Below are 25,880 nucleotides of genomic sequence, written 5' to 3'. Positions count from 1 at the left end.
TTACTAGGGTTGTACAGGTTTTTGCTAAATATAAAGGTAAATAGTAAGATACATAAACAAACTACCTGCCATTACAAACACATGCCATATTGCATGATTGTAAGGGATTTTTTTATTTTTATAGAAATATGTACCAACAGTATAGCTTAGACCACCTGCTAGAAGGAGGAGAAATCCATTCATTGTAATATAAGTTACTATTTGTTCATAAAAAACAATGGCCAGCCAACCCATTCCTAAATACACAAGTAGAGATAACCTTTTAAAACGATGTACAAAATACATTTTAAAGACAATCCCAAATAATGCCAATATCCATTCAATAATAAAAACTATCCAACCTAATTTACCGCCAATAGCGATTAACGCAACCGGTGTATACGTCCCGGCAATCATAAGAAAAATCGAGCTATGATCAAGTTTTTTCAAAACACTTTTATGTGTCGGCCATGCGTGATATAGAGTTGATGCAGTATATAAACAGAACATAGAAAGTCCAAAAATGATGTAACTCACCAATTCAATAGTAGAACCTTCCAAAAGCGCTTTTTGAACTAAAAGTAAAGTAGCAGGTATTGCCAGCAGAACACCGAGTCCATGACTTAACGAATTCAATAGTTCTTCTTTTTTACTATAACCATTTTGGACAGTTGTTAATTGTGCCATGATCTTCACCTCTTGCTTATAATTATTACATAATGAATGGATTTTGTCAGAGTTAGATGTAATTAATTTCAAATGATATTTGTCATAAGTTGGGCGAAGCAACTTATGATATAAACATTATAAATAATGCACATTATGCTCTTTTTAGTATGAATTATAAATAATTCTGTTTATCAAGTTGACGCAAATCAGGAATTGTATTACAGTCTTGAAAGAATCGATTCTTGTTATATAACAATCTTCATAACAAAAAACCGAATAAGGACATCTGCGAAATGTCCTTAATTCGGCAATTTATTGTTTATATAATTTTTCTATTATGACGTTGTAGTTGAGAGATCTCCAACCGACTCTTTTTTACGTTCAAGAGATTTTTTCTTTTTATTTACATCAGCACGCAGCAATAATGCAATTAAAAGTGAAATCGCAATTAACCCAGTAAATAGATAGAACACTGGTATATAGCTATCATACATATTCTTCACTGTACTAACGATAATTGGACCAAAAATACCACCTAATGACCATGTTGTTAATAAATATCCATGGATGACACCTAGCTGTTTTGTACCAAATAAATCACTTGCATATGCAGGTAGGTTAGAGAATCCACCACCATAGCAACTTACTACTAAGAAGATAAATAATTGGAATAGAATTACGTTTGTAGTAAACGGAAGTACTGCAAACGTTATTACTTGAATTGTAAAGAAGATTACAAAGATATTTGTTCGACCAATATAGTCAGAAATCGCTGCCCAAATTAATCGGCCACCACCATTAAATAATCCCATAACACCAACCATAGTTGCTGCTCCGGCTACTGATAGACCTACAATTTCTTGAGCCATTGGTGATGCAACAGAAATCATCATGATACCTGCTGTTACGTTCACTAAATGCATAGACCATAGCATCCAGAATTGTCTTGTTTTTACAGCTTCTTTTGCTGACAATTGAGCTAAATCTTGTTTTACTGTCTTCTCACCTGATTCCGTTGCCTTCTTCATTCCTTCAGGCATAAATCCTTTAACTGGAGGTGCAATATAAGAAGCTCCTAAAATCATCAAGATGAAATAACTTACTCCCAAAATAAAGTATGTAGTGGAAATTCCTACACCTTCCATTAAGTTTGCGGCAACCGGAGCAGTTATTAGAGCACCTGAACCAAATCCTAATACAGCCATCCCTGTTGCTAATCCACGACGATCCGGGAACCACTTTACTAATGTCGATACTGGAGCAATGTATCCAATACCCATACCTAATCCACTTAAAACTCCATAAGTTAACCAATATAAAACTACTGAGTCCATCATAATAGCTAAACCAGCACCTGCTTGTCCAGCTCCAAATAACACAGCAGCAACCATTGCTGATTTTCTAGGTCCCATTTTTTCTACTAAACTACCAAATAGTGCGGCTGCAAAACCAGCAAGCCCCATCATAATTGTAAAGGCTACAGTAACGTTAGTTTCAGTCCATCCCATTTCTGTTACAATCGGGAGCTTGTAAACACTATAAGCATAAGCTCCTCCAATAGATAAATGAATTGCTATGGCAGAAAGAGCGATTAACCATCGATTTTTCTTCATAATTCTCTTTTAGCCCCCTTCTCTGTAAATATGATAAAGTTGTGAACAACTCTTATCTCAAGATAACATTTACAAAATATGAAAAGCAATAGTTTTTTGAAAAAAGTTATTTGTGTAAAAGAGATTTTTTCTGCATTTCATAGAAAATATAAAGCTAAACGCAAATTTACCACTTATCTTACATTAATAAAATTACCAAAAATTACTTTCACTCTATAATTGAATGATGACATGTCGTTTCTTGTTATAAAACAGTTTACTGTAACATATTTTGAGGATTATCAAGGTTTTTAACTAAAATTAAATTTAGAATTTAAATGCAATTTATAGTAAATTGTATACATTATGTAGAATAAAAAATAGAAACATAATCTACATTTCGTTGATTGTTAAAATTATTCTTTCTTCCTATTTTAACTATTACATAATAGCTGTTTGATATATCGGTATAATTTAATTCGCTCAAATATCGTCAAATAAAGTTATTCCGTTATTATGCAGAATAAATATTCATAAGAGAGAAAATTTCTTAATCAAAAGTGGAAAGAACTTTTTAAAAAATTGGTTATTGTAAATTTTGATTAGCCGACATTGTATTTTTCCATATAGAAAAAACACCTATTATCCGAAGATATAGATGTTTAATAAATGGAATATATCTTGTTTTTGTTATCGAACAAGTTGCACATCACAAGTTGCAAGACGTACAATTTGTTCCGCCACTGATCCAATAACCATTTTTTCAATGTTAGTAACACCTGTTGCGCCACAAATAATTAATTCTACACCAGGGAGCTCTGTTAGAATTTCCTGAGCAGTACCCTCTTTGACAACAACCTCGACAATAGGAACACCTGCAGCTACTACTTCGTTTTTTAGTCCATCCATTTTTTTAAGCGACTCTTCTTTTAGCTGTTCTGCATATTCCAGGTCATAAGCTGCTACTGAACCAAATGATTTAGTATCGATTACGTTAACTAATTGTATACTTGCACCATTATCTTTTGCTACAAGAATTGCACGATTAAAAGCCTTCATTGACTGTTTCGAGAAATCAATTGCTACCGCAATTTTTTGATAATGTTTTATCATAATTGTCCTCGTCCTCCATTAACATCATTACTTCATGGTACCCTTTTTCAACTAAAATAAACGGAATATTTGTGATATATGCTTTATAGAACATTGTAGACAAAAACCGTTTATGAGTTGACGAACGAATCAACCAACGTAGGATTGAGCGTTTTTTTCAATCTGAGAGACACTTTATAGAATCATTATGCTATCTTTTGTCTAACTGAATGCCAATGCCCTCATTTTTCTTGCTAAATTGTACAGATCCTCCCCATCGACTTTAAAATCAGTCCCCATCAAAACAAACAACTCATAGCGATTGTGCTTCGTTAATTGCACCTCGCCTACTCCAGTAAAGTTAACTGTTTTCATACGATTCATCCATTCTGTCACTGCCCAGAATTTATTTATATAACTTTTGTTCAGTGGCTCTTTAATAAAAGAATCCTCAAACACAATGGTCATTTCCTTATTTTGATATCCGACGGTGAAGTAAACAGCTGATTCAAGCAACTCGATATGTTTTATGAATCCTTTAATGATACGATTTTTACCAACATCCGAAGGTCCAATTTCATGCACAAATCTTGAGTACAATTTGTTTCCTTTAAAATGAGCGACTTCTCCGTCCAATGCACCACCGAACAGCGTCATCTGCGCTGATTCCAATGCTTTACTTTTCATTTTACTTGGACGAGTATTTTCAGGTTTGGAAGTGATATGATTAAATTTTTTAGTATTTAGTTCATCTACAGCTATAGATTTGTACGCCCTCATTAATGCATTCTGTTTATGCCTCTTACTAATATTGACTGCTAATTTTAAGTGTTTACCTGCAATTAGCCTTACACCGTCACGTTCTAAATTGTGCTGGCAAGTTGGAGAATGGTTGCTATGAGGCCAAGTCTTATAATGCACTTTCTTACCGCTTGAATATGATAATTTGGCGGGACAATGAGGTGTAGGACAATAAAGTTTTCCCTTGTAATCAGTAACATATTTTTTCTTTGTCATTTGTCTGATGGGTATCATCTTGATGTCATCTTCTGTTACAAATCTTGCTGTAGATATCCGCATAAAATACCTCCAAGTATTTAAGATTTGAAAAAAAGTGCCTAGAAAAGCACACCATCTTCTGTGATTCTTGATGGTGTGCCTCTAGCTGTCATTATTTTGCAGGAAATATACTGCCTACTGCTGTAATTGTTGTCGCTAAATCGTCGCGATAATGAGGATGTTCTTTATTTAAGCTATTTATGCTCACTTCATTCCCTCCAAGGGAAGAATGTACATATAAATCATCTCCCATATACATGGCAATATGTCCAGGGAAATAGAGAAGGTCACCTTTTCGAATGTGCTCTATGCCGATTTCCTCAATCGGAAAGCCATCAACAATACTTGCATCTCGATATATAACCACTCCATTCAGCATATAAGCCATGGAACAAAGGCCGGAACAATCTATGCCTAAAGGAGACTTTCCACCCCATCGATAGGGCGTTGTAAGATAGCTTAGTGCTGTTTGCACAACTTGATCTCTGAAATCGTCTTCAGATAAATGATTTTCTTTAATTTTCGCTCTAATCCATTGTTTACGAGTATACCCTACTTCACCTGTTGCTAATTGAATCATCGCCCACCCTTCATTTAGGTTCTCATTCTGCAATACTTGAATAATCGAACCTCTCACAAGGGTTTCCAGCTTTGTACTTTGAATTTTGGGCTCCTGTAATACATCAGCAAATCCCTGTAAAATGACATAGTTAGCTTCATCCTGCCATGCATTTGCTTTTGGTGTATCGAATAGCAGATCAGATGCCTTACAGAAGCCCTTATAACGATAAGGCGTTTGCACATATAGCCAATTTTCTCGCTGTTCTACTATTTCTACAACCATGCCATATAACCCTTCATCTATTAGCTCCGATTTAGAATTAGGTTCTGCATGCAGATTAGCGACCCTGGATTTTATAATTGCCTTCATAAAGTGTTTCCCCCTCCTTTCCTAAATGATCATATACAATCTTTGAAATCTTCCCTATGAATCGTTTTGCGTCTTCATTATTTGTATGATCTGTGACAAAAACGCCAATAATATAGTCTTTCTTATTGGAAAAAACGATTCCGATATCATGTTCTACTGTATCCAGGCTACCGGTTTTGTGAGCTATTTTGACATCATCGACTAGGTATCTTTTTAAAGATTCATGGACTCGTTGTCGGCTTAATATATCAATTACTAGCTCACTATATTCTTTTGACAATAATAACTTTCGATAAATCGCCGTATAGAGCGTTGCCATATCTTTAGCAGAAGTGATATTGTCGAAACCTTTTTCCAATTGAACAAAATCCATCATTTTACGTTGTATTTTTGTTTGTGTTAAGCCAATTTTTTTAAAGTATAGATTTAATTTTTCGAGACCCATAAAGTCAATAAGAACATTCGTCGCTGTGTTATCACTAGTAATAATCATCCACACTAACAGTTCTTGCAGAGTACATGCCTCCGCCCCTAGCTCACTCAGCACACTATAATCCACCCGGTTTATTGGAGGAATCTTAACAGTTTCATGTAATGATCTACTTTCGTTTTCTACATAATCCAACACAGCTAATAGCATCGGAACTTTAATCAGGCTGGCACTAGAGAAAACATCTTCGAAATCTTTTGTTATTAAAAAATGATCGGCTCCTGCATCCTTTACTACTAATTTGACACCGAAAGGCACCTGTTCTATTAGTTCTTGAATGATTTCTTCCATTACAGTACCTATTCAACAACTTCTATTGTTTTTGTTTCTGTATTGAATGAAATCGTTCTACCCAAAGGAAGTGACATTGTCGGTAAGCAATGTCCACAGGCAACATCCATTAGAACTGGCTTTTTTAAAGGAACTAAAATTTCTTCAAAGATTGTTTGCAGCCGTAAACTATGTTCGGGACGATCTGGATTTTGTGGCCCACAATTTGTCCATGCACCCAACAAAATTCCTGACGCTTCCTCTAACTTACCAGATAACTGAAGCTGGGTTAGCATACGATCGATACTTCGTTCATACTCGTCTATATCCTCCAGAAATAGTATTTTCCCTTTTGTATCAATTTCATAGGGTGTTCCAAGTGAAGCAGCTACTAACGTTAAGTTTCCACCAACAAGTTGACCTGTCGCCTTCCCAGATACGAGAGTAGTCATTTCTTGATTCGTCGGATTCGATAAGTAATAACTATTTTCTTCCGTTATTGTCACAGCTTTAATAAATGATGACCATGTATAATCATCCATCTCTTGTTTAATGAATTCGGTAGAAGGCATCGGGGTATGGTAAGTCACCAAATCACATAACTGGTTAAAGGCGATATGCATTGCTGTCACATCACTATAGCCTGCAAATACTTTTGGATTTTTTTTAATCATCTCGTAATCTAGTAAAGGAAGAATTTTGGTAGCTCCGTAACCACCTCGAATGCTAAAGATACCGTCAATAGAGGGATCCTGGAACATCCGATTCACATCATTGGCTCGAAGCTCATCACTCCCTGCCAAATAGCCATGTCTCTCTCGGCAAGAATCTCCTACAACAACATTAAAGCCTAGTTTTTCGACTGCTTCTATAGCTGGCTGCAAGCTTTCCGGAGGTGTGGCACTGGAAGCACCAACCAGACCTATTGTATCTCCCATTTTTAACCCTTTTGGAATCTTCATATTTGTCACACTCCTATTTTAAACATTGTACGGTAACGTGTAATTTCTTCTTCATTTGCAAGTACATAATGACCATCCTCAATCTCGACAAAAGATGGAGGATCCATTACATAGTTATGCTGGGAAGGGTCATAAATTTCAATGGTTTTGGCACGCTCTTTATAAGGATTTGGCTCAGGTACTGCTGAAATAAGAGCCCGAGTATAGGGATGAATTGGATTCGAAAACAGTTTTTCTGTTTCCGCAAGTTCCACGATTTGCCCTTTATAAATAACTGCAGTTCGATCGGTAATAAAACGAACAATCGATAAATCATGGGCAATAAATAGGTAGGTTAGGTCATTTTGTTGTTGTAAATTCGATAATAGATTTAAAACTTGTGCACGTATGGAAACATCAAGTGCTGAAATTGGTTCATCTGCAATAATAAATTCCGGCTCCATAACAAGTGCACGGGCAATCCCAATTCTTTGTCGTTGTCCCCCCGAAAATTCATGTGGAAAACGGCTTGCAAACTCTGGCAGCAACCCTACCTCCAATAGGGCATTTCGAACCTTCTCCAAGCGTTCTGCATCATTTTTATAATTTTTTGTATTCACTAAGCCTTCTGAAATAATATAGTCAACTTTTGCACGTTCATTTAGAGATGCCATCGGGTCCTGGAAAATCATTTGAATTTTTTTAGTAATTTCCTGATCCCAATCCTTCGAGATTTTTCCATTAATCGGTTTACCTTTGAACAAAATCTCCCCACCAGTCACTTCATTAATACGCATAATGGAACGCCCTATTGTGGTTTTACCAGATCCCGACTCCCCCACTAGTCCAAAAGTTTCACCTTTATAAATTTCAAAACTTACATCTCTAATAGCTTGAAATATATTTTTGCCTTTCCCAAATGTAACATTTAAATTTTTCACTTCTAGAACTACTTCTCTATTACTCATAAGCGTATCGTCTCCCCTCTTCGAAGAATGCTTGCAAACTTTGTGGAGGCTCTACTTTTGGTGCATCAGAATGCAGTAACCAAGTTTTTGCAAAGTGCGTTTCCGTTACTTTAAAGAAAGGAGGACGTTCTACGAAATCGATATTTAAAGCATATGGATTTCGGGGTGCAAAAGCATCTCCTTTTATCTCATTAAAGAGATTAGGTGGTGTGCCTTTAATGGAGTATAGTTCTTCTCCCTTAGCTCCCAACTGTGGTAAAGATGAAAGGAGTGCCCATGTATATGGGTGCTTCCCATCAAAGAATACTTCATGAGTTTTGCCAACTTCTATAATATCTCCGGCATACATAACAGCAATCCGATCCGCTACTTTTGCCACTACCCCTAAATCATGGGTAATATAGATTGTTGTAAGACCATACATTTCTTGTAGATTTTTTAATAGTTGCAGGATTTGGGCTTGTATCGTAACATCAAGTGCTGTTGTAGGTTCATCGCAAATAAGAATTTTTGGATTACAAGCTACCGCAATAGCGATTACGATTCGTTGACGCATACCGCCCGAAAACTCATGTGGATATTGCTTATAGCGTTTTTCTACATCATGAATTCCGACATCTCTCAATAGTTTTAAAGTTCGATTATAAGCCTCTTTTCCCTTTAAACCTTGGTGAAGGACCACACATTCCTCAATCTGTTTTCCAACAGTTTTTAACGGATTCAATGAAGTCATTGGGTCCTGTGTCACCATGGCAATTTCCTTGCCCCGGATTTTTAACCAATCTTTTTCAGTACTAAACTGTGATAAATCATAATCTTTATAAAGAATTTTCCCCTGATCGATAAAACCGTTTTTATCTAACAAGCCCATAATTGATTTTATGAGCACGGACTTACCAGAACCCGATTCTCCTACAATCGCAAGACTTTCACCTTTGTATAGATCAAGAGAAATATCACGAATAGCTGTTAGTACTTGGCCACGCAGTTTAAACTTGATGATCAAATTTTGAATGGATAAAATCCGTGACTTAGCGTTGTTGTCCCCCATCGTCATCCTCCTCTACACGTGATTTTTTGGATCTGCTGCATCAGCAAATGCGTTACCGATAATATAGAAAGCAATTGTTATAATACTTAGTACGACACTCGGGAAGATTAACTGATATCGTAAATCTGGTGACATCATCAGTACACGCCCTTCATTAATCAAGTTTCCTAATGATGGTTCACTTATTGGCAATCCCAGACCGATATACGTCAAAAATACCTCTGCCCCGATTGCAAACGGAATAGCCAGACTCATCCGAAGCATTATAACGGAGATTAAATATGGCAATAAGTTTTTGAGAATAATTCGATAGCTCGGTGTTCCCAAACATTTCGATGCCAGATTGTATTCCCGGTCTCGTAAAATGACAATCTGATTTCTAATAAACCTTGCCATTTCCACCCATCCCGTAATACACATCGCAATAATGATCGTCGAAATACTTGGACGTAAAATAAATGACATAAGGATTAAAACAATTGTTGTCGGAATATTTTCTACAATATTGTAAATTTGCGTAATAGGTGTTTCAAGCTTTCTGGAGAATCCCCATAAAGCGCCTACAGAGATACCCACAATTACTTCAGCAAACGCTACAACAAACCCAATAAATAAAGAAGTTCTTGTACCTGCCCAAATACGGGACCATAAATCTTGTCCGATTGAATTCGTCCCAAACCAAAATTCTGAACTTGGCGTAATATTTCGGGCTTGAGAACCTGTTTGTTCATCAATATAAATCTCTGTTGGAGATTTTTGATATGGTAAATAAGGTTGTATAATTACGAAAGCAATAATTAGTCCAACTACTACTAATAGGAATACAGCAATTCGATTTTTTAAAAAAGATTGCCAGGTAGAACGCCAATAAGAATAATTCGAGTATCCTGTCTGCTCTGCCTTTTTATCATCAACAATTGCAAAATCAAATAAATTCTCGTTTGACTTTTGCGAAATATTTGAAATCTCTTCCGAATAGATGCCCATTAACGTGTACTCCCTCCTTTTCCTAACTTGATTCGAGGATCGACAAGTGCCATCGCTAAATCTCCCAAAAACAGACCTATAATCCCTAAAGAAGAGAATATTAATACTAACCCTTGCACCACTGAGTTATCTTGTCTTTGTATAGCGTCAACAAGCAACCCCCCCATTCCAGGGATTGAATATAATGATTCAATATAAATCGAACCAGTGATTGTAAATAATATGGTTGCTGGTAAGTATTGCGCCATTGGGATAAAAGCATTTCGCATCACATGCCTAAACATTAAAGTACGTTCTTTAACACCTTTTGCTCGTGCAAGCTTTATATAATCTTTATTTAATTCATCCACCATATAGCGACGCATCCACATTGCATATGAAGCTGTAGGTGCAAGTGCCATAGATGTCAACGGCAAAATCCAACTCATTCTATCATATTCATCAAATAATAATGGCAGGTTGAATAGATCTGTTACATACATTTGTATAAAGATATAATAAACTGCTGCTGGAACAGCAACAACGAACACAATATAGCCCGTCCCCAATCGATCCAGCCAGCGTCCTTTCATATGGGCCATTAAAATTCCTAAAGGGACCCCAACAATAAGCGACAATGCAACAGCACCAAGTCCAAACAGTAACGAATACATAATCTTTTCCGATATGATGGTAGTTACCGGGACATCCGTACGATATGTAACAGAAGTTCCTAAATCACCTTTGAATAAGCCTGAATAGAAATTCCCTAATTGAACAATCAGTGGATCACGAAGACCTAAGTTCGTTAAATATACTTCCTGTTGTTCCGCTGACATTTTCTCTGCTGCAGCTCCTAAATACCCTTCCTCGGGCATTAGGCGTAGTAATGAGAAAACAATAGTTATGATAATGAACAGCGTTAATACTGATTGCAATAATCGTTTTCCTATATACCAAAACATTCTCTTACCCCCCAACGATTTAAAAAAGAATGAAGGAAGGAGATGGCAATGCTGCTCCAGGTCATCTCCTTCTTTCATCTTGTCTACAAAACTACTAGTTTCTATTCACCTGCGTTCGCTAACGCTTCCGCCCTTTCTTGTTCCCAAGCTGTTAAAGCTTCTTTAAATTCTTCGTTACTCATTGGCTCTTCCAGAAGTCTCTGTCCTTTGAATTTCTCTAACGTTACACCAAAAGGAGAGTATTGTGCTTCAAATGGATTTAACTTTGAAGCAATATAACCAGTACCGCCTACTGCATACGGGATAACAAAAGCTTCTTCAATTAAGAAGGCTTCGGCTTGTGCAAATAATTCATAACGTTTTGCTGGATCCATTTCTGCTTTCGCTGCATCCACCAAATTTTGATATTTCGATTTTCCATTTGCATCTGTGTAACCTTCAGCAAGTTCCGGCTTGTTGTATGTTCCACCTTCTGTAAATGGATCTGTATAAGATGCAGGGTCAGCATAGTCTGGGCCCCAGTTCGCTTCAAGTAATGCATACTTCCCTGGGTGGCGAATTTCTGATAAGAAGCCAGTAGACGGACCTGCTTCTACAATCAAGTCAACATAATCTGCTCCTAGTAGATTTTCAAGTTGTTGTTCAACAACCTGTGTACGGTTAGCCCAATCCGGACTGCCAGAGTTGTATGGAATTACCATCTTCACTGGGAATGTTGCTTTACCATCAAGTTCTGCCATCGCTTTTTCTTTGAACTCCAATGCTAAATCTGCATTGAATGAATCCGTATTCGAAATGTCTGCCAATGGTGCTAGTTGTGTATAATCCACACCATCTACATCCACAAAGTTTTTCGGTGTAATCGTGTTGTTAAGCAGACTTTCCGGTTCGAAAGGTTCAGTTGTTAACATTGCGGATACACGGTCCAGGGCATGATATAATGATTTTCGGAAGTTTTTGTTGTTTACGGCAACTTTCCAATTTTCCGGTTCATATTCTGCATCAAATTGTGGATTAAAGTTTAACGCATAGAAATACGTATAGAAGTTGTTTCGAATTTGACGAAGCTGTGATTTTTTCTCTTCGTCATTAAACCATTCATCAACTACTGATGTCGGAATTTCTGCTGAATCGATTTCACCTCGTAAAAATAACTCTGGTGCAACCGTTAAAGCCTCTTTATTGTATTTATAGCGGATACGATCGATAAATACATTGTCTTTATCCCAATACGAATCATTTTTTACAAGTACACGTTCATTTTGAGATTCAAATTTATCTAAGATAAATGCCCCGTTATAGAGAGTTGTTTCTTTAGTAGTACCAAATGTTTCACCTTGCTCAGCTAAAAACTCACCATTAACCGGGAAGAAACATACATAGTTAAGCATCGACAGGAAATAAGGTGTTGGATTTTCCATTGTGTACTCAACTGTATATTCATCAATCGCCTTTACACCTACTTGAGAGAAATCTGTAACTTCGCCATTGTAGAAAGCATCGCCATTTTTCACAACTGTGGCAATCCATGCTGTAGAAGACTCATTTTTTGCATCTAGCACATAATTTAAGCCATCCACGAAATCTTGAGCTACTACATCTGCGTATTCTTCTCCTTCATGAGTAACCCATTTCACACCTTCACGCAACTTGAATGTCCAAACTGTATTATCTTCATTTACAGACCATTCTTCAGCTAAACTTGGTTGTACAATTCCGTACTGATCATACTCGATTAAGCCATCAATTAAGTTAGCAGACATAGCAAACTCATTCGCTTCCGCTGTTTTCAGGTAATTTAATGTCTTAATCTCTCCTGAATAAACTGTACGGTATTCTGCAACTTCTCCAGAAGACTCTTCTCCGTCTCCTTTCTCACTACAAGCAGCTAAAACCAAAGCTGCCATTGAAGCTAACAGCAATAACCACAACTTTCTCATAAAACCCCTCCTGATTCTGTACTATCTCTTTTTTATAATGAAAATCCGATTCCAGGTTCTCCAGACATTGTAATGACTTGCCCATTAAATGCAGGACCACCTGTCACTGGATCATTCATACATAGTAAAGGTCCATCTAAATCTACCATTGTGATATTCTTCTGAGATGCAGCAAAATGCGCAGCAGCGCTCACACTAATTTTGGTTTCCAACATGCAGCCAATCATACACTCAACTCCATTTGCCTCTGCAATATGGACAATTTTTTGTGCTTGATAAATACCGCCCGTTTTCATCAGCTTGATATTAATTAGATCAGCAGCACGTTTTTCAATAACCGTGATTGCCTCTTTGGGAGAAAAGACACTCTCATCAGCCAAAATATTGGTTAAGGTGTTAGCTGTTACATATCGCATTCCTTCGATATCGCTATAATGAACTGGCTGTTCGACTAGCTCAATATTCGTGTTGGCATCCTCCAAGGCTCCGATAATCCGAACCGCTTGCTTGGGTGTCCAACCTTGATTTGCATCTACACGCAAAATCACATTTGGCCCAACTGCATCACGGATCGCAACCACACGTTCTACATCACCAACAGGATCCTTACCAACCTTCACCTTTAGTATGTTGAAGCCTCTTTCCACAGCCGCCAGACTATCTTTAACCATCTCTTCCACATCATTCACACTTATCGTGAGGTCTGTAATCAATTTATTACTATATCCACCTAACAGTTTATATAGCGGTGTCTCATACCGTTTCGCGAACAAGTCATAAAGTGCCATATCAACAGCAGCCTTGGCACTGGTATTTTTATAAATACAATTCTCTAACCGCTCCATTATTCCAGCAAACTCTTCAATATCCATTCCGATAATCGCCGGTTTTATATAATCAGTGATTGCATGCGTAATGGATGCATTTGTTTCTCCCGTAATAACTGCTGTCGGGGCTGCCTCGCCAACACCTATTAGACCGGTATCTGTATGGATATAAATCACAATATTCCGAATACAATCTACAGTTCTTAGTGCAGTTTTAAAAGGTGTAATTAAGGGAGCCTCTACAACTCCCACACTGATATCTGTTATTTTCATTCCATCACCTTCTACGTTAAAAACTGTAATATACGTAAAACTTCATAATAATCATTCGTAACAAATTCTACTGTATTATGTGGTTTAAAAGTTGCTCCTGGATAGAAGGAATTTCGGTAGGCGCGAGCATGATCTCGGTAAACAATTTCTACAACGAACTGTTGGGGCAGTTTTACTTGCAGCGCCTCTCTATCCACTTTCATCGCTTCTTCTACAAGTATCTTAGTTTCTTTGATAGTTAGCTTTGGACTCACATTCACTGTTGCACTTCCCACACCTTCTTTAGTAGCGAAAGTGACGATATTCTCATTCACAGTCCGAATTTCTTCTGTAAGACCTACATCTCCACTGACAAAAGCAACCGGTACTCCATGTAAACCAGCTGCATAGGTATTAATTAAAAACTCGCTAACATATTCGCCATTAATCTTCACATCTGCATTTACGACCAATGTGTGAGCTAACGGATTTCGGTGACTCCCTCCCTTACTGTGGTAACCAATAAAAATGGCTCGGTCAAAACTCTTATCTAATCCTGCAACCATACACATCGGGTCCCCGGTCCATCCTCGAATAACTTTACAATTCACCGGCAAATTCGATATATCCAGATTGCGAGCAGAATCATGGGCATCCTTTAGCAATATTTCTGTAGCCCCTCCTGCAATTGCGCCCTCAATAGCCGCCTCTACTTCCTTCGTCATTTGTTTTAGAAAAGGTTGGATATCTTGAGTATTAAGCTCTGTCTCGATCCATGCGGTTGTACCCGTAATTCCTTCTATATCTGCACTAATATACACTTTCATAATATCTATACTCCTTTATTTGATGTGTCTCGATTATTGATTTCACAGCACCATATTTCGCTTCAGCTGAATTTACACGCCTAGCCCAAGTCACATTTCCAAAATCGAAATGCCACCATTCTTCAGAATAATTTGTGAAGCCAACAGTGGTCATACAGTTATATAGAAGGCGTCTATTTTTTAATGCTTCTTCATTTTCAAGTGGATGGTGTTCGTAATAACGGGTTGCGGATTTGACACTCATCTCATCAAATACACTTCCTAGATCTAATAAGTTGCCTTCCTTGTCTCCTAAAGTTAAATCAATAGCTCCACCGGTTAAATGAGGAGAGGTTTTATTTGGTTCTACACTTGGAAATGCCACATATTTCAGCGTCTCTTCTAATATTTTATCTTCCGAAAAATCCGGATGGCTCTTTCTAACCTCATCAGAAAATAGCTTGAATAAATGCTGTTGAACTTGAAGAGGACGATAGCCATCATACAAAATAAAGCTATATTCCTCCGGCAATAGGGATATAGCCTCTATTAACTTCTCATAAGCATTTTGTCTTAAGTAGATTGATTGCAAGCTATTCGGAATTTGTTGTTCAAAATAGATAGATCTTGAATAAATTCTTGGGTGAATCTCAGTTATATTAAGGATCGGTTCTCTACTTTCACAAACACTAGGGTTGGATTTTGTTGAAGGTAGTTCAAGCATAGGTATTGGATGAAAAATCTTTTGTTGTATAGTAATCACCTCGCAATTTATAATTGGATGTTTCAACAATATGAATATTTCGATAATTCAGTATTTAAAAACAAATCTATCATACTTTACATTTTTTTACTAGGTATTTAATAATATTTATGGGAAATTATTGTTTTCTTAACATTATTATGTAATAACATTATTCTTACTTCATTCGCTACTAATGCTCCTATTGACGACGTTTAGATTTTTTGTTTTTTTCACTTTTGTATATAAAAAAAGTTATTTATGGTTTTTTAATCCCTTAAATAACTTAAAGAGTACTATTTTTTAAATTCATAAGCATGAACTACATTCCCGTTTCGGCCGGTTGTTGTTTCAGCTTGCGAAAGTGAGTTAATAATTGCTTCTTCTGTCGTTTCCGCTGCCGCGGCAAACAAGTGATTCATTATTGGATGATCCTCACGTAGCTGTGTACGACTTTCAAGTAACTCATTTGTTGTATGGAGTATGTTATGAGCAGTTGTAAAGCCAATTACAATATCTCCGCTTCCATGAGAAAAATGACTTCCAGTACGTCCCAAACCAATGCCAGTGCGTTTAATAACACGAGTTAATTGTCTACTGCTTAATGGTGCATCTGTTGCAAGAACAATAATAATTGAACCATCTGTTGGTTTTTCTGTTGCCTTATTTTGTGGACTTAATATCTTATAGTTTTCCTGGAAAAACTCGGTCTTGTCCCCAAAATTACTTAATACCATACACCCCACTGTGTAGCAAAGATCTTCTCCATCAACTTCCCCCACTTTCAGCACTCGGGATGATGAACCAATGCCACCTTTGTATCCAAAGCAAATCATCCCCCTACCTGCACCGACTGCCCCTTCCCGGGCTACTTCCTGTGATGCATTCTGGATTGCTTGAATTGCATGTTCAGGTTTTACTGGACATGCTCTGATTGAATTTAGAAAACTATCATTGCACTCACCAACAACGATATTAATGGTTCCTGTGTCTAGACCAATATCTTTATTACAATCTAACATATATTGAAGGGTTCCTTGCGTCACTTGTGGCACACCAAATGTATTCGTGAGCATAATTGGCGACTCAATTACGCCTAGTTCATTCACTTGAACAAGCCCCGTTGTTTTGCCAAAGCCATTGATTACATAACTCGCAGCTGTGACTTTATTTTGAAATAGGTTCCCCCCATGCGGCAATATAGCAGTTACTCCCGTACAGGCATACTCCTCTCCATTTTCCATTTTATAATCTAATGTAACATGGCCAACCCTAACCCCTGCTACATCGGTAATACAATTTTTCTTGCCTGTTGGAAGCTTTCCAATTTCAATACCTATTTCACGTACTTTTTTGCCCATATGTACACTCCCTTTAAACACACCTATTCTATGTACTTCTCATACCTAATACTGTTTGCCTTCTATATAAATACACATATGATTAACTTCCACAGATCTAGACAAAATCCTTCACGAAACACACTCTTCTGATTGTTAATATCATTATATTTATGGCATTCTAAGATTCTGACCTAATTATCGAATATCCTCTGTGTTTATTAGTCATAATAGGAGTGGTGACTTAACACCTACTAACTTTCGATGTGGAGGGAACTTTTATGAACAATTTTCGTGAAGGCTTAATTCCAACTGTACTTGGTTCAGCTGTTACTGCTGCAGGGTATGCCATGAAACAAAAAAGTTCGAACCAAATGTTGGCAAACACCATTTTCGGGTTCGGTTTGGCACACATTGTCTTAGGTGCGATTGACCTAGTAGAACATCGTCGTTAGTATTGGAAGAGCACTTGATGTGCTCTTCTTTTTTTAAAAAAGAAGTTTAAAAAGAATTTCTGAAAATCCTATTCTTCATTATGTCCAGTTAACTTGGTTATTATTTACCATTTTGTTTTAAGTCCTTCTGCATTGGTATTGGGTAGTAAAATTTTGGTATAATTATATAAACTTTACTTTTGACTAAACCGATTTGATTAGCCTTAGTTGAATTTAACGTAATTAGAAGTTTTAAGTTTTTTACCTACTTCTCTGTAAAAAGGCTGGTGGAAAAATGCTAGATACTCTGGGGGATATTTTTGGGATCGTAGTAGCGGTTGCGGTCTTTTGTTTTCTCATTTATTTTGTCATTTTCGTGATTGTTCGAACTATTTCCAGTATTCTTTACTTCTTCAAATGGCGCAAAATGACACCTGCAGAACGTGCCTATGAGAAACGTATTAGAAATAGATACTCTAGTTCAGGCAACTCATTTGATTGGTGGAATTTTGGTTCCGACTCAGGCGGTAGTGCTGATGGCGGTGGCGGCGATGGTGGTGGCGGTGATTGATGTCGCTAAACCTAATCAATTATTCATAGATCTATAGTCTTGAATTCCTTTTCGGGATTTCAAGGCTTTTTTTATGCCAAACTTTTTTAACACTCCTCATAAATACTAGATGAAAAGCCCTTACTAGAATAATCGAAAACACATATGCTACTAAAAACTAGAATTCGGAAAAGAGGTTTCACTTATGAGACATGGGAGGATTGGTTTCTGTTATCCCGGATACCGTTATTGCGGCCCAGGTTGTTCTGGTCCTGGCTCCCCGACAAACCCAGTAGACGCTTGCTGCAAATTTCATGATGAATGCTATTTGTACAATCGAAATAGAAGTACTAGAAGATCTTGCGATGACTTATTCCAACAATGTCTGCGTCAATATAGCTACATGAACAATAAACTTGGAAAAGATGCTAGATTATTTTCAAAAGCTATTAATTTAAAGAACTTTTTCTTTTAGTTTTAGTTTTAGTGAAGTGTATTATAAAATGGCATGAACACTGTCTTCAAGTATTCATGCCTTACGCTGCCCCATTATTAGTTACATTCATCAAAAATACATCCTTCACTAGATACTAATTGAAGAAAAATTTTTCTTTCTTATACAATTTCCCTTTTAATATAATATTCAAAACATCTAGAAAATATAAATTAATGATATACTATTATAAAAAACTGCAAAGAAGGTCCAAAAATGAAATATAGTTTTAAAAATGATTATAGTGAACTTTGCCATCCAGAACTTTTAGATGCTTTACTGAAAGCGAGCAATGAACAAAATACTGGATATGGCTTAGACAAGCATTCTGATGCTGCAAAGGAACTAATAAAAGAAAAACTAGAATGCAATCATTGTGATATCCATTTTGTAACAGGTGGTACTCAGGCCAATGCTTCCGTCATTTCTCATATACTCCGTCCATATGAAGCGGTTTTATCATGCAGTACTGGTCATATCAATGTTCATGAAACTGGAGCAATAGAAGCAACAGGTCATAAGGTCTATACCGTTCCTGGAGTAGATGGAAAGCTAACACCATCAGATATTGAAACAGCTCTTAAGTATCACCAAGATGAGCATATGGTAAAAATTGGGTTGGTCTATATTTCTCAATCTACCGAGATTGGTACGGTTTATAGTGCTGACGAATTAAAAGCTTTATATGACTTTTGTAAAGTGAATCAATTATATTTGTACATAGATGGAGCTCGCCTTTCAAGTGGTCTGGCAGCAAGTGATGTGGAATTTAATCAATTGAAAGACCTTTGCGATGTGATGTATATCGGCGGGACGAAGATTGGCATGTTGAGCGGTGAAGCAATTGTCATCTTCAACGATCGGTTAAAGCCCTATTTTAGATACCATATAAAAAATAAAGGAGCTATGCTGGCAAAAGGATATGTAGTGGGTATTCAATTCGAGGCAGCGTTTAAGGATGACCTTTACTTTAAAATGGGAAAACATGAAAATGAATTATCTAGTTATCTGAGCAATGAACTTAAGAAATTAGGAGTTTCCCTTTTAAGTGAATCATCAACCAACCAAATCTTCCCGATTTTTAGCAAAGAACAAGTAGAACAATTACAAAAACTATATGCCTTCGAAATTTGGGAGCCCGTTGAAGAAGACAAAATCGCAATTCGCTTTGTTACTTCATGGGCTACTTCTAAAGAAGTTTGTATTGAACTCATTGAAGATATTAAAGCACTTATTGATTAGGCAATTTTTATTTTCAGAAATTAAAATGCAATTTGCATCGATGCAAATTGCATTTTTTCTTGTTATTCATCTAACTGAAGAGGATTTTCTGTCGAAGCAATCATCACACGATTTCGCCCCTGACTCTTCGCCTCATAAAGAGCACGGTCTGCAAGCTCAATCAACTCTTTCGGATGTGCTGCTTGTTTAGGGAACCCTGCAACCCCAGCAGAGAAGGTAACTGGTTTTCCTGATGGACTTATTGTATCTGCAATTTTTCTGCGGAATTGTTCCGCGATTTCGTAAGCTTCCTCCATAACTGTCTCTGGTAATAAGATAATAAATTCTTCCCCACCATAGCGACAACAAAAATCCTTCTCTCTTACTGAATTCCTCATTTGGAATGATAGAAATTTTAACACTTCATCACCGACAGCATGTCCATAGGTATCATTGATGGATTTAAAATAATCAATATCCAACATGATTATTGCGTACATTTTCCCTTGAGCTGTCCATGATTGCAAAACAGTATCCAACGCTCGTCGATTCGTTAATCTCGTAAGGGGATCTACGGAATTTTCATCCCTTAAAGTACTCATTTGGCCATGTAAAAATGAAAAACTTTGAATCAACGCTTTTTTGATTTGAGAAGCCTCATAGAACCAAGCATTTAATCCATTCAGATTCCCCACTTCATTTTCATTGATACTACTTTCTGTGAGTGTAGCAATCTGCTGCAATGGTTTTGTAATTTTTGCTGCCAACACTAATACGATGATGACCGAAATTAGTATAAGTGGTAATTCAAAGTAAAAGATCATTAAAACTTGTTCCCCAACTGAATTGATTGCTACTTCCCGTGGTGTCTGTACGACAACTCCCCAATTCACTTTTTCTAACGGGCTAAAACCTGCAAGCATTTCTTCATTTACCATATTTGTAACTGGCTGTGCACCGCTTTCGCCCTGCCCTATCCTTTGTACTATCTTATTATTTGAAACATCCTCACCAAGACGCGATTTATCGATATGGTAAATCAGTCGCCCTTTTGAATCAATAACATAGACGTATGTACCGTCTTGATATTGATGTTCACCTAAAATGTTTTCAAAAAAGTTTGATTCATGAATGTAAATGCTGCCATTAACAACCCCTTTATATTGTCTATCACTTGAAAATATAGGATAAGAGACCGTTATTAGCATTTTTCCAGTTGAAGCTCTATAAGGATCCGAAATCAAGATTTTTTGGCTTTTTAATTGTTCTAATCCTTCTTTTGACGTTATTGTCCTTCCTTTAAGTCTGTATTGATCAGGTGCCCCCGCTAACATTAATCCTTCAGAATTGGCTATAACGACTGAATTAAATGAACTCTGTTGATGAAAAAGACGCTTTACTTCATTATTCAATGCTTCATCATCATCCATCCGGTCCGCAATTTGCGAAGCACTATAATCAAGTATTTTTATTGTATGGTCCAAAAACAAATTGGCGGTTTGGGATAATTTTAAAGCATACACCCGATTTTTTTCTAAAGACTGTTCTTCTAATAGATCAATGCTTCTTTCATAACTACTGTACAGACTACTTGCCACAGATAATAGAAAGGCTAGTGTTATTAACCCGATCATAAGATGTCTTAATTTTATTTTTTCACTAAGATTTTGCATTCTATGCTCTCCTGCTTAAAGACTTCTTAAAGAGATAATCTACATTAATAAGTACACTACTCTGTTAGCTATATAGAATAAACGGGCAGTCTACTGATATAAACGATTCATCACTTTTTTTCATTTGGCTGATCTATTCTCGCCACTTTTTTCTCGGGATGTTTTTTAGTATTTACATGATTCTTCTTGAATAAATAGATTACCAAAAGGACGACTGTGTTTTCAAGTTACATGTTTAGATAGCTAAACCCTAAAGCGTCTTCAACACTTACAAATCACGTGAAATTTGTATATAATTGTATGTAGTAGTTATTAAATCATAGGAGAAAATACATATGTTTAAAAAAGCAATTTTAAGTCTTTTAATCTTTTTAGTTGGTGGCATCGTTGTACTTCAACAAGCAAACGCCAGCTCATTTGGAGTAATTGAAAGTGGTACATACAGAACTTTAGTACCACTTCGAACAGTTTCAGAATCTTTTAATGTTCCAGTAGAATGGAATAATCAAGAGAAAATAGTTACCGTGGATAAACAATATAAGTTAACAGTCGGAAGTAGAATGATAAAACAAAATGAGCAAATCATAAGGGAAATGGATTCGCAGCCGAAAATGATTAACGGTACAATCTATGTTCCTATCAGGGACGTTGGGTTTTTATTTAACACGTCCATTTCATGGAACAAAATAAAACAGCAAATTGAATTCACTGCAGACAATTCTTTATACATCATTCCTGTTTACAGTGAAGTTTTGTTGAATAAGCCAAAAGTTCAAACTTCGAAAAAATTTATAAAAGTTAACAGTAAAACCTTCACTGTCAATGTTGTTTCGGTCAATTTGCTAGCCCCTAATACTACCCTTCAAGTTGAGGCGGCAGATAATAAGATAGGTTCGGTTGGAACTTTAGCTTCCATTGCAAAAAATCATAATGCTAAAGTAGCGATTAATGCGAACTATTTTGATGCTTATACGAGTAATTCAGTGCGCCCAGTTTATAACGCGCTAGTAATGGATGGAAAGAAAATACAAGAATTTGACCCACAGTTTTCAACATTTTATTATACAAAAGATGGAAATGTAGGCATTTTACCAGGAGGAAAAGTAAAACTGCTATACAACGAAGGAAGCATTCAAGAAGCAATACAAGTAGGTCCTCGTTTAGTGACAAATGGTCAAATAACGCTAGATCCAATTTCCGAAGGCTTTACTAGCCACAAGATATTAAGTTCACCTGGGGCAAGAAGTGCAGTTGGTATCTTAAAAAACCGCCAATTAATTTTCGTTACAACCTCCGGAGCTACCGTGCAACAGTTTGCTTCCATAATGAAACAGCTCGGTGCAGTAGATGCCATGAATTTGGACGGCGGTGCATCAAGCGGTCTTTATGTAAATGGGAAATATCTGACAACACCTGGACGAAATATCGCTATAGCACTGTTAGTTAAATAGTATAAAAAGGCAAAGGAGCTCAGAAATAATATTGAGCTCCTTGTTTGTTTGAACGACTTTTCGCAATACTCTTATTATTACCACTATTTAAATTGTTATGGATTCTATTATTTATTGTTGTTATAATCATTGAATTGTATACAAAAAGGAGTTCATCTATGAATACACTATCATCGAAAGAATTATTATTTATTGTTTTTATGTTATTTTCCATGTTCTTTGGAGCAGGAAACCTGATCTTCCCCGCTTTCTTGGGAAATGCGGCGGGAACAGAAATGTGGATTTCGCTCGCTGGATTCATTATTACTGCAGTAGGTCTACCAATTTTAGGGGTAATTGCTGTCGGAAAAGCCGGGAGTTTGAATACCCTATCAACACGGGTACATCCTTGGTTTGCACTGGTATTTCCGTTTCTGATTTATTTATCAATTGGTCCTGGTTTAGCCATTCCTCGTGCAGGTACCGTTGCTTATGAAATGAGCATCAAACCATTTTTACCGGATGCTTTAGCAAATAGTCCTTTAATGCTGCTAATCTATACGTTCGTTTTCTTTGCATTAGTTTTATATTTAAGTTTGTCGCCATCAAAGCTAGTGGATCGCTTCGGTAAACTATTAACACCGATTTTGTTGATATTAATCGCTATTATCTTTGTGAAGGCTATTTTAACGCCAGTTGATTCATTTGCGGCACCAACTGAAATCTATGCAAATAATGCATTTTTCCAAGGATTTTTGGATGGCTATTTAACGATGGATGCTTTAGCAGCACTTGTTTATGGGATTGTTGTGGTAAATACGATCAGATTGAAAGGCGTTAAGGACGATACTGCCCTTTCAAAATATATGCTCTTTGCTGGATTGGGCGCGGGGATATTATTAGCAATTATATATAGTATTCTAACCTATCTGGGTGCTTCGGTTTCCTCCTTAGAACAATTGGATAACGGTGCAAATGTATTAACACTAGTGATGAACGAATTGTTCGGGCAAGCCGGCATTATTCTTTTAGGAGCTTTATTTACGGTAGCTTGTTTATGTGTTTCGATCAGCTTGGTTATCTCATGTGGGGAATATTTCTCGCGTCTTATTCCGTTTTTATCCTATAAAGCATGGGCAACAATCGTTGCAGTCATCAGTTTTATTATTGCAAATTTAGGGTTAAATCAAATTTTGGCGATTTCCGTCCCTATTTTAGGTGCCATTTATCCATTGGCTATCGTACTAATCATTTTAGGGTTATTGAATCGCTTCGTGAATAATTCAATCTACCTTTATGGCATTATTTTCACTGCCATCTTTAGTATTTTAGATACGATTAACACAGCACTGTTAAACAATTCATGGTCAAACACTTTAAGTTTAATTCCTTTGTATGCCCAAGGAGTTGGTTGGGTTATTCCAGCAATAGTTGGCATTATCATTGGTGCAATAATCGGAAAAGTCAAGGCACCTGTTCTTGTAAAGTAATTAAATAAAAGTACCTTATTTGAAGCCTATCAGGTCTTTCAAATAAGGTACTTTTTATTATCTAACCCTCTTTTTATGAAGGAGATTGTAAATATTCTAACATCTTTTAAATAAACAAACCTACTAAAGTAGCTGTTAACATTGACACCATTGTAGCTGCTACCAGCATTTTAAGTCCAAATTTCGAAACAACTGTAGCTTTTTCTCCATTAATCGCTTGCATTGAACCACTTATGATTCCGATCGAACTAAAGTTGGCAAAGCTAATTAAAAATACCGATACAATACCCACAGTTTTTTCGGAAAGAGATGGAATGTGTTCCACGAATTGAAGCATCGCCACAAATTCATTCGTTGCCAGTTTCGTTCCCATTGTTTGGCCAGCAACTAATATTTCACTTGATGGTATACCCATCAGCCATGCAACTGGTGCGAATATATATCCTAAAATTTCGGTAAAGGTTAACCCAATCACTGCATTGAAACCTGCATCGATTAGAGCCATTAAGCCCACATATGCAATTAACATCGCTGCAACGATTAACGCAACTTTCCCGCCATCTAAAGCACCCATTGAAATGGATTCAAATATAGATTTTGCAGGTGAAGCGTCCTTCGTTTCAATCACTTCGTTTTTGGCAGTATTTCGCTCAGGTGCAATAATTATCCCAATAATTAATCCTGATAAAGCATTTAATGCCATTGCCCCCAAGACATATTTTGCAGGTAACATTGTTATGTAAGAAGCCATTATTGAGGCGGATACGGATGCCATTGAAGAAACTGAAATAACAAATAAATTATTGTTTGTCATTTTATCGATATGAGACTTGATGGCCAAAAGTCCTTCTGATTGACCAAAGAAAATATTATTGATTGCATGGAAAGTCGTGACACTTGATAAGCCTGTTATTTTGGAAAGGAAACCACCAAAATATTTAATAATAATAGGTAAAATTCGCAAGTAAGTTAAAACAGAAAGCAACATTGAAGTGAAGATAATAATAAGTAGAACATTTACAAAGAATACTGAATTGCCATCAGGCACCCAGCCATCTATTACAAAGACGACACCTTCGCGGCCAATTTCAATGACTTTGGAGAAACCATTTCCTATCCCCTCAATCACTGTTAGACCGATTGTTGTTTTGAACATGATGATTGTTAGTACAATTTGCATAACTAACATAATTCCAACTGCTTTGTAGTCGATCGCCTTTTTGTCGTTACTCAGTAAGTATGCTAGGCCAAATACTACAACTAACCCTAAAATTCCGATAAAAATTGACATTATACCTCTACCTCAATTGTTTTAGATTCAGTGTCTCAATACACCTTATAGCTTTTTTCTATTCATCTATTAATTTCAAGATAATCGTCAGAAAAATATGTTTAATTACCTGTTAAAAATGAAAATAATTAATGTATATCGAGAAATTTTATACCACAAGTTTACTATAGTCAAATAGTTATTACAGCAGAGTCTAAAGTACTAATATTCTAAAAATAACCAAAGTTTTGTTTTGTAAAAATTATTAGTTTTATAAGGCGTTTCTAATTAAATCAATCGCAAAATGGTATATTTTTTAAAAAAAGTTTTGTTATTTATTTGATAACTTATTATTCTTCACTTTGCACATTTACTGATAATAAAAAAGGCCACTGTTAAAAGTCCTTGTAAGTGACTTTTAAAGAGCGGCTCTGTTTAA

Annotated in this window: 24 protein-coding genes; 6 read left to right on the top strand and 18 right to left on the bottom strand. The window is 36.5% G+C overall.

The features are described 5' to 3' along the window. Positions 1-24: 24 nt before the first annotated feature. The 16 genes from trhA to ACFQU5_RS00790 form a co-directional block, all read right to left on the bottom strand. Positions 25-666: a PAQR family membrane homeostasis protein TrhA gene (trhA, locus tag ACFQU5_RS00865; protein WP_390283762.1), complete on the bottom strand. Its 642-nt coding sequence runs from the start codon at positions 664-666 to the stop codon at positions 25-27. 317 nt (positions 667-983) lie between these two features. Next, positions 984-2,261, bottom strand: a complete 1,278-nt coding sequence (locus ACFQU5_RS00860; protein ID WP_390283760.1) for an L-lactate MFS transporter — start codon at positions 2,259-2,261, stop codon at positions 984-986. 669 nt (positions 2,262-2,930) lie between these two features. Continuing rightward, positions 2,931-3,353: a universal stress protein gene (locus tag ACFQU5_RS00855; protein WP_390283758.1), complete on the bottom strand. Its 423-nt coding sequence runs from the start codon at positions 3,351-3,353 to the stop codon at positions 2,931-2,933. Positions 3,354-3,554: 201 nt separating this feature from the next. Continuing rightward, positions 3,555-4,412, bottom strand: a complete 858-nt coding sequence (locus tag ACFQU5_RS00850) for a hypothetical protein (protein ID WP_390283756.1) — start codon at positions 4,410-4,412, stop codon at positions 3,555-3,557. Positions 4,413-4,503: 91 nt separating this feature from the next. Continuing rightward, positions 4,504-5,322 (bottom strand): C40 family peptidase, encoded by an 819-nt coding sequence (locus tag ACFQU5_RS00845; protein WP_390283754.1) that lies wholly within the window; start codon positions 5,320-5,322, stop codon positions 4,504-4,506. After that, a complete protein-coding gene (locus ACFQU5_RS00840) occupies positions 5,291-6,103 on the bottom strand; it encodes a serine hydrolase (protein WP_390283752.1) in 813 nt (270 codons plus the stop codon). The genes ACFQU5_RS00845 and ACFQU5_RS00840 overlap by 32 nt, the downstream gene beginning before the upstream one ends. 8 nt (positions 6,104-6,111) lie before the next feature. Then, positions 6,112-7,044 carry a S66 peptidase family protein gene (locus ACFQU5_RS00835; RefSeq protein WP_390283750.1) on the bottom strand — a complete coding sequence of 311 codons (933 nt, stop codon included), beginning with the start codon at positions 7,042-7,044 and terminating at the stop codon, positions 6,112-6,114. 5 nt (positions 7,045-7,049) lie between these two features. Continuing rightward, a complete protein-coding gene (locus ACFQU5_RS00830; protein ID WP_390283748.1) occupies positions 7,050-7,991 on the bottom strand; it encodes an ATP-binding cassette domain-containing protein in 942 nt (313 codons plus the stop codon). Further along, positions 7,984-9,042 (bottom strand): ABC transporter ATP-binding protein, encoded by a 1,059-nt coding sequence (locus tag ACFQU5_RS00825; RefSeq protein ID WP_390283746.1) that lies wholly within the window; start codon positions 9,040-9,042, stop codon positions 7,984-7,986. Before ACFQU5_RS00825 ends, ACFQU5_RS00830 begins: the two co-directional genes overlap by 8 nt. A gap of 12 nt (positions 9,043-9,054) precedes the next feature. After that, the gene (locus ACFQU5_RS00820; RefSeq protein WP_390283744.1) at positions 9,055-10,029 is read right to left on the bottom strand and encodes an ABC transporter permease; all 975 of its coding nucleotides are present in this window, start codon (positions 10,027-10,029) and stop codon (positions 9,055-9,057) included. After that, positions 10,029-10,973 (bottom strand): ABC transporter permease, encoded by a 945-nt coding sequence (locus ACFQU5_RS00815; protein ID WP_390283742.1) that lies wholly within the window; start codon positions 10,971-10,973, stop codon positions 10,029-10,031. The genes ACFQU5_RS00820 and ACFQU5_RS00815 overlap by 1 nt, the downstream gene beginning before the upstream one ends. Positions 10,974-11,074: 101 nt before the next feature. After that, positions 11,075-12,913: a peptide ABC transporter substrate-binding protein gene (locus ACFQU5_RS00810; RefSeq protein ID WP_390283740.1), complete on the bottom strand. Its 1,839-nt coding sequence runs from the start codon at positions 12,911-12,913 to the stop codon at positions 11,075-11,077. A gap of 32 nt (positions 12,914-12,945) precedes the next feature. After that, a complete protein-coding gene (locus ACFQU5_RS00805; protein WP_390283738.1) occupies positions 12,946-14,013 on the bottom strand; it encodes a dipeptide epimerase in 1,068 nt (355 codons plus the stop codon). Between the two features lie 11 nt (positions 14,014-14,024). Further along, positions 14,025-14,819 (bottom strand): M55 family metallopeptidase, encoded by a 795-nt coding sequence (locus ACFQU5_RS00800; protein ID WP_390283736.1) that lies wholly within the window; start codon positions 14,817-14,819, stop codon positions 14,025-14,027. Then, a complete protein-coding gene (locus ACFQU5_RS00795; protein WP_390283734.1) occupies positions 14,803-15,588 on the bottom strand; it encodes a M15 family metallopeptidase in 786 nt (261 codons plus the stop codon). Before ACFQU5_RS00795 ends, ACFQU5_RS00800 begins: the two co-directional genes overlap by 17 nt. Before the next feature lie 248 nt (positions 15,589-15,836). Beyond that, positions 15,837-16,901, bottom strand: coding sequence for a DmpA family aminopeptidase (locus ACFQU5_RS00790; protein ID WP_390283732.1), 1,065 nt, complete (start codon positions 16,899-16,901; stop codon positions 15,837-15,839). A 260-nt stretch (positions 16,902-17,161) separates the two neighbouring features. Here ACFQU5_RS00790 and ACFQU5_RS00785 point away from each other — a divergent pair, with 260 nt between their 5' ends. From ACFQU5_RS00785 to ACFQU5_RS00770, 4 genes are all read left to right on the top strand, one after another. After that, positions 17,162-17,335, top strand: a complete 174-nt coding sequence (locus ACFQU5_RS00785; RefSeq protein WP_390283730.1) for an asparagine synthase — start codon at positions 17,162-17,164, stop codon at positions 17,333-17,335. 274 nt (positions 17,336-17,609) lie between these two features. After that, positions 17,610-17,885, top strand: coding sequence for a hypothetical protein (locus tag ACFQU5_RS00780; protein WP_390283728.1), 276 nt, complete (start codon positions 17,610-17,612; stop codon positions 17,883-17,885). A 184-nt stretch (positions 17,886-18,069) separates the two neighbouring features. Beyond that, entirely contained in the window at positions 18,070-18,339 is a 270-nt protein-coding gene (locus ACFQU5_RS00775; RefSeq protein ID WP_390283726.1) for a Parvovirus coat protein VP1-like protein, read from the top strand. A gap of 234 nt (positions 18,340-18,573) precedes the next feature. Then, complete coding sequence (locus ACFQU5_RS00770) at positions 18,574-19,599, top strand: threonine aldolase family protein (protein ID WP_390283724.1); 1,026 nt, start codon at positions 18,574-18,576, stop codon at positions 19,597-19,599. 62 nt (positions 19,600-19,661) lie between these two features. Here the strand turns inward: ACFQU5_RS00770 and ACFQU5_RS00765 are convergent, their stop codons facing one another. Beyond that, a complete protein-coding gene (locus tag ACFQU5_RS00765; protein WP_390283722.1) occupies positions 19,662-21,251 on the bottom strand; it encodes a sensor domain-containing diguanylate cyclase in 1,590 nt (529 codons plus the stop codon). A gap of 335 nt (positions 21,252-21,586) precedes the next feature. On the opposite strand from ACFQU5_RS00765, the gene ACFQU5_RS00760 reads away from it, so the two are divergent. Together ACFQU5_RS00760 and brnQ are read left to right on the top strand one after the other, a co-directional pair. Continuing rightward, positions 21,587-22,702, top strand: a complete 1,116-nt coding sequence (locus ACFQU5_RS00760) for a phosphodiester glycosidase family protein (protein WP_390283720.1) — start codon at positions 21,587-21,589, stop codon at positions 22,700-22,702. Positions 22,703-22,860: 158 nt separating this feature from the next. Then, entirely contained in the window at positions 22,861-24,171 is a 1,311-nt protein-coding gene (gene brnQ, locus ACFQU5_RS00755) for a branched-chain amino acid transport system II carrier protein (RefSeq protein ID WP_390283718.1), read from the top strand. Between the two features lie 106 nt (positions 24,172-24,277). Here the strand turns inward: brnQ and ACFQU5_RS00750 are convergent, their stop codons facing one another. Continuing rightward, the gene (locus tag ACFQU5_RS00750; protein WP_390283716.1) at positions 24,278-25,462 is read right to left on the bottom strand and encodes a NupC/NupG family nucleoside CNT transporter; all 1,185 of its coding nucleotides are present in this window, start codon (positions 25,460-25,462) and stop codon (positions 24,278-24,280) included. Positions 25,463-25,880 lie beyond the last annotated feature (418 nt).

Source organism: Ureibacillus sp. GCM10028918 (genome assembly GCF_042666115.1).
Lineage (GTDB): Bacteria > Bacillota > Bacilli > Bacillales_A > Planococcaceae > Ureibacillus.
The sequence above is the reverse complement of the archived record's forward strand: the minus strand, read 5'-3'. Positions and strand labels throughout refer to the sequence as shown.

What these genes read in the sequence shown, in the direction of transcription:
- ACFQU5_RS00760 (WP_390283720.1), top strand. Translation starts at nt 21,587, where the DNA reads ATGTTTAAAAAAGCAATTTTAAGTCTTTTAATCTTTTTAGTTGGTGGC.
- ACFQU5_RS00855 (WP_390283758.1), bottom strand. Translation starts at nt 3,353, where the DNA reads ATGATAAAACATTATCAAAAAATTGCGGTAGCAATTGATTTCTCGAAA.
- ACFQU5_RS00800 (WP_390283736.1), bottom strand. Translation starts at nt 14,819, where the DNA reads ATGAAAGTGTATATTAGTGCAGATATAGAAGGAATTACGGGTACAACC.
- ACFQU5_RS00790 (WP_390283732.1), bottom strand. Translation starts at nt 16,901, where the DNA reads ATGGGCAAAAAAGTACGTGAAATAGGTATTGAAATTGGAAAGCTTCCA.
- ACFQU5_RS00840 (WP_390283752.1), bottom strand. Translation starts at nt 6,103, where the DNA reads ATGGAAGAAATCATTCAAGAACTAATAGAACAGGTGCCTTTCGGTGTC.
- ACFQU5_RS00805 (WP_390283738.1), bottom strand. Translation starts at nt 14,013, where the DNA reads ATGAAAATAACAGATATCAGTGTGGGAGTTGTAGAGGCTCCCTTAATT.
- ACFQU5_RS00775 (WP_390283726.1), top strand. Translation starts at nt 18,070, where the DNA reads ATGAGACATGGGAGGATTGGTTTCTGTTATCCCGGATACCGTTATTGC.
- brnQ (WP_390283718.1), top strand. Translation starts at nt 22,861, where the DNA reads ATGAATACACTATCATCGAAAGAATTATTATTTATTGTTTTTATGTTA.
- ACFQU5_RS00830 (WP_390283748.1), bottom strand. Translation starts at nt 7,991, where the DNA reads ATGAGTAATAGAGAAGTAGTTCTAGAAGTGAAAAATTTAAATGTTACA.
- ACFQU5_RS00815 (WP_390283742.1), bottom strand. Translation starts at nt 10,973, where the DNA reads ATGTTTTGGTATATAGGAAAACGATTATTGCAATCAGTATTAACGCTG.
- ACFQU5_RS00850 (WP_390283756.1), bottom strand. Translation starts at nt 4,412, where the DNA reads ATGCGGATATCTACAGCAAGATTTGTAACAGAAGATGACATCAAGATG.
- ACFQU5_RS00785 (WP_390283730.1), top strand. Translation starts at nt 17,162, where the DNA reads ATGAACAATTTTCGTGAAGGCTTAATTCCAACTGTACTTGGTTCAGCT.
- ACFQU5_RS00810 (WP_390283740.1), bottom strand. Translation starts at nt 12,913, where the DNA reads ATGAGAAAGTTGTGGTTATTGCTGTTAGCTTCAATGGCAGCTTTGGTT.
- ACFQU5_RS00825 (WP_390283746.1), bottom strand. Translation starts at nt 9,042, where the DNA reads ATGGGGGACAACAACGCTAAGTCACGGATTTTATCCATTCAAAATTTG.
- ACFQU5_RS00770 (WP_390283724.1), top strand. Translation starts at nt 18,574, where the DNA reads ATGAAATATAGTTTTAAAAATGATTATAGTGAACTTTGCCATCCAGAA.
- ACFQU5_RS00820 (WP_390283744.1), bottom strand. Translation starts at nt 10,029, where the DNA reads ATGGGCATCTATTCGGAAGAGATTTCAAATATTTCGCAAAAGTCAAAC.
- ACFQU5_RS00780 (WP_390283728.1), top strand. Translation starts at nt 17,610, where the DNA reads ATGCTAGATACTCTGGGGGATATTTTTGGGATCGTAGTAGCGGTTGCG.
- ACFQU5_RS00765 (WP_390283722.1), bottom strand. Translation starts at nt 21,251, where the DNA reads ATGCAAAATCTTAGTGAAAAAATAAAATTAAGACATCTTATGATCGGG.
- trhA (WP_390283762.1), bottom strand. Translation starts at nt 666, where the DNA reads ATGGCACAATTAACAACTGTCCAAAATGGTTATAGTAAAAAAGAAGAA.
- ACFQU5_RS00860 (WP_390283760.1), bottom strand. Translation starts at nt 2,261, where the DNA reads ATGAAGAAAAATCGATGGTTAATCGCTCTTTCTGCCATAGCAATTCAT.
- ACFQU5_RS00835 (WP_390283750.1), bottom strand. Translation starts at nt 7,044, where the DNA reads ATGAAGATTCCAAAAGGGTTAAAAATGGGAGATACAATAGGTCTGGTT.
- ACFQU5_RS00845 (WP_390283754.1), bottom strand. Translation starts at nt 5,322, where the DNA reads ATGAAGGCAATTATAAAATCCAGGGTCGCTAATCTGCATGCAGAACCT.
- ACFQU5_RS00750 (WP_390283716.1), bottom strand. Translation starts at nt 25,462, where the DNA reads ATGTCAATTTTTATCGGAATTTTAGGGTTAGTTGTAGTATTTGGCCTA.